The 8,757-nt window shown below is 71.0% G+C and carries 8 protein-coding genes; all 8 read right to left on the bottom strand.

Translation table 11 applies throughout. From position 1 onward, the window contains the following. Window positions 1–1,126: argininosuccinate lyase (gene argH, locus BJ984_RS18365; RefSeq protein WP_179549560.1), on the bottom strand; the 1,126-nt coding region annotated here is incomplete at its 3' end. A gap of 134 nt (window positions 1,127–1,260) precedes the next feature. Continuing rightward, window positions 1,261–2,457, bottom strand: coding sequence for an argininosuccinate synthase (locus BJ984_RS18360; RefSeq protein WP_071273098.1), 1,197 nt, complete (start codon window positions 2,455–2,457; stop codon window positions 1,261–1,263). A 27-nt stretch (window positions 2,458–2,484) separates the two neighbouring features. Further along, window positions 2,485–3,411 (bottom strand): ornithine carbamoyltransferase, encoded by a 927-nt coding sequence (gene argF / locus BJ984_RS18355; RefSeq protein WP_179549559.1) that lies wholly within the window; start codon window positions 3,409–3,411, stop codon window positions 2,485–2,487. Further along, window positions 3,408–4,634 (bottom strand): acetylornithine transaminase, encoded by a 1,227-nt coding sequence (locus BJ984_RS18350; RefSeq protein WP_179549558.1) that lies wholly within the window; start codon window positions 4,632–4,634, stop codon window positions 3,408–3,410. The genes argF and BJ984_RS18350 overlap by 4 nt, the downstream gene beginning before the upstream one ends. Beyond that, window positions 4,631–5,641 carry an acetylglutamate kinase gene (gene argB, locus BJ984_RS18345; protein WP_179549557.1) on the bottom strand — a complete coding sequence of 337 codons (1,011 nt, stop codon included), beginning with the start codon at window positions 5,639–5,641 and terminating at the stop codon, window positions 4,631–4,633. Before argB ends, BJ984_RS18350 begins: the two co-directional genes overlap by 4 nt. Further along, window positions 5,641–6,792, bottom strand: coding sequence for a bifunctional glutamate N-acetyltransferase/amino-acid acetyltransferase ArgJ (gene argJ, locus BJ984_RS18340; protein ID WP_338074436.1), 1,152 nt, complete (start codon window positions 6,790–6,792; stop codon window positions 5,641–5,643). The genes argB and argJ overlap by 1 nt, the downstream gene beginning before the upstream one ends. Window positions 6,793–6,854: 62 nt before the next feature. Then, window positions 6,855–7,952 (bottom strand): N-acetyl-gamma-glutamyl-phosphate reductase, encoded by a 1,098-nt coding sequence (locus BJ984_RS18335; RefSeq protein WP_179549555.1) that lies wholly within the window; start codon window positions 7,950–7,952, stop codon window positions 6,855–6,857. 75 nt (window positions 7,953–8,027) lie between these two features. Next, the coding region (locus BJ984_RS18330; RefSeq protein ID WP_476729755.1) for a phenylalanine--tRNA ligase subunit beta-related protein at window positions 8,028–8,757 on the bottom strand (730 nt) is incomplete at its 5' end.

The raw sequence follows: 8,757 nt of genomic DNA, 5'->3' as shown, positions 1-8,757 counted from the left end.
CGGTGTCGAAGGTCAGGGTCGCGACCATGCCGGTGAAGGCCGGGAGCAGGACCTCGAGCGTCGCGACGGAGTCGAAGACGGGCTCCTTGTCCTCTTGGAGGTCACGGTTGTACGCCAGCGGCAGGCCCTTGAAGGTCGCGAGCAGCCCGGTGAGGTTGCCGAGGAGCCGGCCGGACTTGCCCCGAGCGAGTTCCGCGATGTCGGGGTTCTTCTTCTGCGGCATGATGCTCGACCCGGTGGAGAACGCGTCGTGGAGCCGGACGAAGCCGAACTCCTTCGTGTTCCACAGGATCACCTCTTCGGCCAGACGCGACAGGTCGATGCCGATCTGCGCGAGGACGTAGGCGAACTCGGCGACGGTGTCCCGCGCGGCGGTGGCGTCGATCGAGTTCTCGGCGGGGCGGTCGAAGCCGAGCTCGAGGGCGATCGCCGTCGGGTCGAGTCCGAGGGAGCTGCCCGCGAGCGCTCCGGCCCCGTACGGGCTGACGCTGGCGCGGCCGGACCAGTCGCGGAGGCGCTCGAGGTCACGCACCAGCGGCCACGCGTGGGCGAGCAGGTGGTGCGCGAGGAGCACCGGCTGCGCGTGCTGCAGGTGCGTGCGCCCCGGCATGATCGCGCCCTGGTGCTCGCTCGCCTGCTGGCTGATCGCGTCGACGAGGTCGATGACCATCCGCCCGATGCGCCGCCCGTGGTCGAGCATGTGCATGCGGCCGAGCGTGGCGATCTGGTCGTTGCGGCTGCGACCGGCACGGAGCTTGCCGCCGAGGACCGGGCCGAGGTCGGCGATGAGCAGGCGTTCGAGGGCGCCGTGGACGTCCTCGTCCGACTCGTCCGGCTGCAGGGAGCCGTCGGCGTGGGCGGCGTCGAGGCGGTCGAGGCCGGCGGTCATGGCCTCGAGCTCGTCCGCCGTCAGGTAGCCCGCGGTGTGCAGGGCCCTGGCGTGTGCGCGGGAGCCGGCGAGGTCGTACGGCGCGAGCTGCCAGTCGAAGTGCGTCGACTTCGACAGGGCGGCCAGTTCGGCGCTCGGCCCGTCCGCGAACCGGGCACCCCACAGGGCGCCGGCGTTGGTGCCGTCGGTCTTGGTGGGCTCGGCGTCCGGCCTGGAGGCCCGGGGTACGTCCGTCATGTCGTCCTGCGTCGTCTCGTGGGTCGGTCTGGGTCGTGCGTGCGTCTGGGTCGTGCGGCGCGGGGCGGAGGCGGGTCGGGCCTCCCGGGCGGTGCGGACGGCGGGACCTGTCGGTCCCGCCGTCCACGAGGCGACTAGTTCGCCAGGTCGCGGCGTGCCGAGATCTTGGACGGGAGCGACCAGATCTCGATGAAGCCCTTCGACAGCGACTGGTCGAACGTGTCGCCGGTGTCGTAGGTCGCGAGGTCGAAGTCGTACAACGACTGCTCGCTGCGGCGACCCGTGACCGTCGCCCGGCCGCCGTGCAGCTGCATGCGGATGTCGCCGGAGACGTACTGCTGGGTGTCGTTGATGAAGGCGTCGAGCGACCGCTTGAGCCCACCGAACCAGAGGCCGTCGTAGACCAGGTCGGCCCACTCGGACTCGACACCGCGCTTGTAGCGGTTCACGTCGCGCTCGAGGGTCAGGCTCTCGAGCTCCTCGTGCGCGGCGATGAGCGCCATCGCGGCCGGGGCCTCGTAGACCTCGCGCGACTTGATGCCGACGAGACGGTCCTCGACGACGTCGATGCGGCCGACGCCGTGCTTGCCGGCGAGGGCGTTGAGCTCCTGCACGATGCGCAGGACGCTGAAGCGCTGGCCGTCGAGCGCCACCGGGATGCCCTGCTCGAACGTGATGGTGACCTCGTCGGCATCACGCGCGATCGCCGGGTCCTGCGTGTAGGCGTAGAGGTCCTCGATCGGGGCGTTCCACGGGTCCTCGAGGAACCCGGTCTCCACCGCGCGGCCCCAGACGTTCTGGTCGATCGAGTACGGCGACTTCTTGCTCTGGAGGATCGGCAGGTCGTGCTCCTGCGCGTAGATGATCGCCTTGTCGCGGGTGAGCGCGAGGTCGCGGACCGGGGCGACGCTCGTCAGGTCGGGTGCGATCGCGGCGACGGCGGCCTCGAAGCGGACCTGGTCGTTGCCCTTGCCGGTGCAGCCATGCGCGACGCTGTCGGCACCGAGCTGCTTGGCGGTCAGGGCGAGGTGCTTCGCGATGAGCGGGCGGCTCAGCGCGGAGACCAGCGGGTAGCGCTTCTGGTAGAGCGCGTTCGCCTTGAGGGCGGGCACGAGGTAGTCGTCGGCGAACTCGTCCTTCGCGTCGATGACCACCGACTCCACCGCGCCGCAGTCGAGCGCGCGCTGCCGGATGGCCTCCATGTCCTCGCCACCCTGGCCGACGTCCACCGCCAGTGCAACGACCTCTTTGCCGGTGGCGTCCTTGAGCCAGCCGATGCCGACGGAGGTGTCGAGTCCTCCGGAGTACGCCAGTACGACGCGGTCTGCCATGTGATGTCTCCTAGGGGTGTTGGGGGGTCAGTTGTTCGCGGCGAGGAGCCAGGCGAGGAGGGCCTTCTGGGCGTGGAGACGGTTCTCCGCCTCGTCCCAGATGATGCTGCGCGGGCCGTCGATCACGTCGGCAGTCACCTCGTAGCCGCGGTCGGCCGGCAGGCAGTGCATGAACACGGCGTCGTCAGCGGCGTGCGCCATCATCGCGTCGTCGACGCGGTAGCCGTTGAAGGTGTCGAGCCGCTGCTGCTTCTCGTCCTCCTTGCCCATCGACACCCACGTGTCGGTGACGACGACGTCAGCGCCGGCGACGGCAGCGACCGGGTCGGTCACCACGAGCACCGAACCACCGGTCTCGGCAGCGCGCTGCTCGGCGTCCGTGACCACCTGCGGGGTGGGCGAGAACGCACTCGGCGAGCCGACGCGGACGTGCATGCCGGCGGTCGCGCAGGCCAGCAGGTACGAGTGCGCCATGTTGCTCGCGCCGTCACCGACGAACGCGATGGTCTGGCCGGCGAGGGCGCCGCGGTGCTCACGGATGGTGAGCAGGTCGGCGAGGAGCTGGCAGGGGTGGAAGTCGTCGGAGAGGGCGTTCACGACGGGCACGGACGTGCTCGCAGCCATCTCCTCGAGCCCGGCCTGGCCGTAGGTGCGCCAGACGATCGCCGAGACCATGCGCTCCAGCACCCGGGCGGTGTCGGAGGGGGTCTCCTTGCCGCCGAGCTGGCTGTTGGCGGTCGAGATGATGAGCGGGCTGCCGCCGAGGTCGCTGATGCCGACGTGGAAGGACACCCGGGTGCGGGTGGACGACTTGTCGAAGATCACGGCGACGCTCTGCGGGCCGGCGAGGGGCTTGGCACCCCAGCGGTCGCGCTTCATCTCGACGGCGAGGTCGAGGATCGCGGACTGCTCGGCCTGGCTCAGGTCGTCGTCACGGAGGAAGTGGCGGGTCATGCGGAGGTCTCCTGGTGGGCGCCCTCGACGGACGCCATGCTCTGGGCGAGGATCGCGAGGAACTCGTCGATCTCGGCGTCGGTGACGATGAGCGGCGGCGCGATGCGCAGGCTCGACTCGTTCGGCGCGTTGACGATGAGCCCGCGCTCGAGGGCGGCGGCGGCGATCGCGGCCGCGACCGGCAGGTGCAGCCCGACGCCGATGAGGAGCCCGGTCCCCCGGACCTCCTCCACGAGCGGCGAGCCGAACGCGCTGATGCCGCTGCGGATCCGCTCGCCCTTGGTGACCGCGCCCTCGACGAGCCCGGCGGACTCGATCTCGGTCAGCACGGCGTTCGCGACGCGGGTGCCGAGCGGGTTGCCGCCGAAGGTCGAGCCGTGCTGGCCGGCGGAGAACAGGTCGGACGCCCAGCCGAAGGTCACGAGCGCGCCGATCGGGAAGCCGCCGGCGATGCCCTTGGCGACCGTGATGGCGTCCGGGACGACGTCGTACTGCTGGAAGGCGAACCACGAACCGGTCCGACCGACACCGGTCTGGATCTCGTCGAGGACCAGGAGCGCGCCGTGCTGCTCGGTCAGGCGTCGGGCCGCGGCGAGGAAGCCCTCGGGGAGGTCGACCACGCCGGCCTCGCCCTTGATCGGCTCGATGAACAGCGCCGCGACGGTGTCGTCGATCGCGTGCTCGAGGGCCTGGATCGAGGTGTCGATGTGCTCGACGCCCGGGATCATCGGCAGGAAGTCCTCTTGCAGGGCGGGCTTGCCGGTGAGTGCGAGCGCCCCCATCGTCCGACCGTGGAAGGCCTGCTTGAGCGCCAGGATGCGGGTCTTCCGGCCGTCGGCGCCGCGGTTCAGCCGTGCGAGCTTGAAGGCGGCCTCGTTCGCTTCGGCGCCGGAGTTGCCGAAGTACACGCGGCCCGCGTCGCCGGCGCCGGAGATCCGCTTGAGGCGCTCGGCGAGTTCGAGCTGCGGCGGGGTCGCGAAGTAGTTCGAGACGTGCACGAGCTTGGCCGCCTGGTCGCTGATGGCCTCGACCAGGGCCGGGTGGGCGTGCCCGAGGGAGTTCACGGCGATGCCGGCGAGGAAGTCGAGGTACTCGTTGCCGTCGACGTCCCAGACACGGCAGCCCTGACCGCGCTCGAGCATGATCTTCGGCGGCGTCAGGGATCGCATGAGCGACGCCCCGAACCGGTCGTTCCAGGTCTCGGTCTGCGTCTCGGTGCTCACCGTGCGGTTCCCTTCGTCTGCGTGGTGTCGTGGGTCACTGCCGGACCGCGTCGGCCGATCTCGGCGTGCGTGTTCTGGTTCTCGGTCCGCCTGCTCGGGTCCGGGATCACCTCGGTGCCAGCGCCGCGGAGCGTGAAGACCTCGAGCAGGATCGAGTGCGGGATCCGGCCGTCGATGATCGTCGCGCCGCCGACCCCGCCGACCACGGCGTCGAGGCACGCGGTCATCTTCGGGATCATCCCCGACTCGAGCGACGGCAGGAGTTCGCGCAGTTCCTCGACCGCGATGAGGTCGATGATCGAGTCGCGGTCGGGCCAGTTGCGGTACAGCCCCGGGACATCGGTCAGCATCAGCAGCTTCGAGGCGCCCAGTGCGATCGCGAGTGCGGCCGCCGCAGCGTCGGCGTTCACGTTGAGCGCCTGGTCGGGGTCGGCGTCGTCGATCGCGATGCTCGACACGACCGGGATCTGGTTCGCCCGGATCGCCGCGAGGACGCCGGACGGGTCGACGTGGGTGATGTCACCGACGTGGCCGAGGTCGAAGTGCTCGCCGTCGACGACGACGCCCTTCTGCTCGCCGGTGAACAGCGAGCCGCCGTCACCGAACACGCCGACACCGATGCCGTCCCCGTGCTCGTTCATCAGGTCGACGATCTCGCGGTTGACCTCGCCGGCCAGGACGTCGCGGACGACGGTGATCGCCTCGGTCGTGGTGACGCGGTAGCCACCGCGGAACTCGGATTCGATGCCCTGTTCCTTCAGCGCAGCGGAGATCTGCGGACCCCCGCCGTGCACCACGACGGGATGCAGGCCCGCGTAGCGGAGGTAGACCATGTCCTCGGCGAAGGCCCGCTTGAGGTCGTCGTTCACCATGGCGTTGCCGCCGAACTTGACGACGACGATCTTGCCGGAGAACCGCTTCAGCCAGGGCAGGGACTCGATGAGCGTCGCGGCCTTGACGGCGGCGAGCTCGTGCTCGTGCTGCTTGGTGTGTGCGTCGTCGGCCATCAGCTGGAGTACGCGCTGTTCTCGTGGACGTAGTCGTGCGTCAGGTCGTTCGTCAGGATGGTCGCCGAGTACGGCCCCACCCCGAGGTCGATGAGCACGTCGGTGTCGCGCGGTGTCAGGTCGACCTCGTCGATGGGACGGTCGGGCGCACCCGCGTGGCACACCCGCACGCCGTTCATCGAGACGTCCACCGCGTAGGGGTCGAACTCGGCGTCGGTGGTGCCGATCGCCGCGAGCACCCGGCCCCAGTTGGGGTCGTTGCCGAACACGGCCGCCTTGAAGAGGTTGTTCCGGGCGACGCTGCGGCCGACCGTGACGGCGTCGTCCTCGTTCGCGGCGTTCACCACGTGGATCGCGATGTCGTGGCTGGCACCCTCGGCGTCCTGCTGGAGCTGGCGGGCCAGGTCGGCACAGACGACGGTCAGGGCCTCCTGGAAGTCGCCCACCTCCGGTGTCACACCGGACGCGCCGGAGGACATCAGCACGACGGTGTCGTTCGTCGACATGCAGCCGTCGGAATCGACCCGGTCGAACGTGACGCGGGTGGCTGCCCGGAGGGCCTGGTCGAGTTCGTCGGAGGTGAGGAGCGCGTCGGTCGTGATCACGACGAGCATCGTCGCGAGCCCCGGCGCGAGCATGCCCGCGCCCTTGGCCATGCCACCGACGGTCCAGCCGTCCTCGGAGACCGACGCCTGCTTGGCCCGGGTGTCCGTCGTCATGATCGCGGCGGCGGCGTCGGGGCCGCCGGTCTCGGACAGGGCGTCCGTGGTGAGTGCGACGCCGTGCAGGACGTGGTCGCGGAACGTCTGGTCGCCGCGGCCGATCAGACCGGTCGAACAGACGACCACGTCGCCGGCCCCGATGCCGAGGGACTCGCCCACCGCCTCGGCCGTCATGTGCGTGGTCTGGAAGCCGAAGGCCCCGGTGAAGCAGTTCGCGCCGCCGGAGTTCAGGAACACGGCCCTGGCGATGCCGTCGCCGACGACCTGGCGGGACCAGATCACCGGGTGGGCCTGGGCGCGGTTGCTCGTGAAGACCGCGGCCACCGCGGCCTGCGGGCCGTCGTTCACGACGAGCGCCACGTCGGGCGTCCCGCTCGCCTTGAGCCCGGCGGTCGCGCCGGCAGCACGGAAGCCCGCCGCTGCGGTCACGCCCTCCGCGTCGCTGACGGACTGGAGGCTCGTGGGGGCGTCCGCCCCGGTCGTTGCGTCGGTCACGGTGCGACTCCGTCCACGCTGAGGCCGAGGGTCTCCGGCAGACCGAGTGCGATGTTGGCCGACTGGACGGCTGCACCGCCGGTGCCCTTGGCGAGGTTGTCGAGTGCCGTCACGGCGACGACGCGTCCGGCTGCTTCGTCGACGGTCACGCCGATGAGTGCCGTGTTCGCGCCGATGGTGTCCGCGACCCGGGGGAACTGGCCCTCCGGCAGCAGGTGCACGAAGGGCTCGTCCGCGTAGGCCTGCTCCCAGGCGAGGCGGACGTCCCGCGCGCTGACGCCCGGCGCCAGCTTGGCGGTGGTGGTGGCGAGGATGCCGCGCGACATCGGCACCAGGACCGGGGTGAACGAGATCGTGACGTCCGAGGCGCCGGCGACCCGCAGGTTCTGCTGGATCTCCGGGACGTGCCGGTGCTTGCCCCCGACGGCGTACGCGCTGGCCGAGCCCATGATCTCGGCCGCGAGGTAGGTCGACTCGAGCTTCTTGCCGGCACCGGAGGGCCCGACGCTGAGCACCGCGACGATGTCGTCGCCCTGCACGAGCCCGGCCTGGATGCCCGGCTGGATGCCGAGCGTGATCGCCGTCACGTTGCACCCGGGGACCGCGATGCGCTTGGTCGAGGCGAGCTCGGTCCGCTGACGGCTCTGCGCGACGATGTCGTCGACGTCGCGCCACTCGTCCGCCGAACCCGGGGTCGGTGCCGCGTGCAGGAGCTCGGGCAGGCCGTAGGTCCATGCGCCGTGGTACTCGCCGCCGTAGAAGGCGTCCCAGGCGGCGGGGTCCGTCAGTCGGTGGTCGGCGCCGCAGTCCACCACGAGGGTGTCGTCGTCGAGCTCCGCGGTGATCGCCCCGGACTGCCCGTGCGGCAGTGCCAGGAACACGACGTCGTGCCCACGGAGGGTGTCCGCCGTCGTCTCGACCAGGGTCAGGTGCGACAGCGACCGGAGGTGCGGCTGCGTCGCGACGAGCGGCTGCCCGGCGTTCGAGAACGCGGTGACCGTCCTGACGTCGAACTCGGGATGGGCGGAGAGGATGCGCAGCAGCTCACCACCCGCGTAGCCACTGGCTCCCGCCACGGCGACGGATACGGACATGGGATTCCACCTTCGGTCGGACTGTTCGTCGAGGATCTGAGGCGGCGGCCCCGGGCGGTGCTGGTCCCAGTGGGATCAGTCGCGCAGGGTCGCCCCGAATCGCTCGCCGGCACGTCGGACTGCGCCGTCACGGGCCACGGAGGCCTCGGCAGCGGTCAGGGTGCGGTCCGTGGCGCGGAAGCGCAGCGCGAACGTCAGGGACTTCTGTCCCTCGTCCACGCCGGAGCCCCGGTAGTCATCCACGAGCCGAGCATACTCCAACAGCTCTCCGGCGCCAGCGCGGACCTCGTCGAGCACGTCGCCCGCGGGGACGCCGACGTCGACCACCAGGGAGAGGTCCTGCGTCGCTGCGGGGTAGGACACGATCGGCGCCACGTGTACGGCATCGGGGACCGCGGCGACCACCGCGTCGAGGTCGATCTCCACGACGGCGACGACCCTCGGCAGGTCTGCGGCGGCTGTCAGCTCGGGCAGCAGTTCGCCCGCGATGCCGACCACGGTGTCGCCGACCAGGAGCGACGCGGCGCGTCCGGGGTGCAGTGACGGATGGGTCGTCTGTGCGACGGTCAGGTCGACCCCGGCGGCCCAGGCCACGGTCCGCGCGACGTCGAGCGCGTCCGCGATGCCGAACGGCTGCGGGAGCACGCCGGGCTGCTTCACGAGGCGGTTGCCCGTCAGGAGCGCCGACACGTGGAACGGCTGCGCAGGCAGGGCGGCGTCGAGCGCGAGGAGCGTCTCGGTACCCGGGTGCTCCGCGCCGACGGGCACCTCGGTGGTCCCGAGCTCGGCGTCGGACACGGGGAGG

Origin of the sequence: Herbiconiux flava (genome assembly GCF_013409865.1) — a bacterium.
In the GTDB taxonomy this organism is placed as follows: domain Bacteria; phylum Actinomycetota; class Actinomycetes; order Actinomycetales; family Microbacteriaceae; genus Herbiconiux; species Herbiconiux flava.
The sequence above is the reverse complement of the archived record's forward strand: the minus strand, read 5'-3'. Positions and strand labels throughout refer to the sequence as shown.

Coding starts and splice junctions, on each gene's coding strand:
- BJ984_RS18360 (WP_071273098.1), bottom strand. CDS start 2,457: ATGGCAGACCGCGTCGTACTGGCGTACTCCGGAGGACTCGACACCTCC.
- BJ984_RS18335 (WP_179549555.1), bottom strand. CDS start 7,952: ATGTCCGTATCCGTCGCCGTGGCGGGAGCCAGTGGCTACGCGGGTGGT.
- argB (WP_179549557.1), bottom strand. CDS start 5,641: ATGGCCGACGACGCACACACCAAGCAGCACGAGCACGAGCTCGCCGCC.
- argF (WP_179549559.1), bottom strand. CDS start 3,411: ATGACCCGCCACTTCCTCCGTGACGACGACCTGAGCCAGGCCGAGCAG.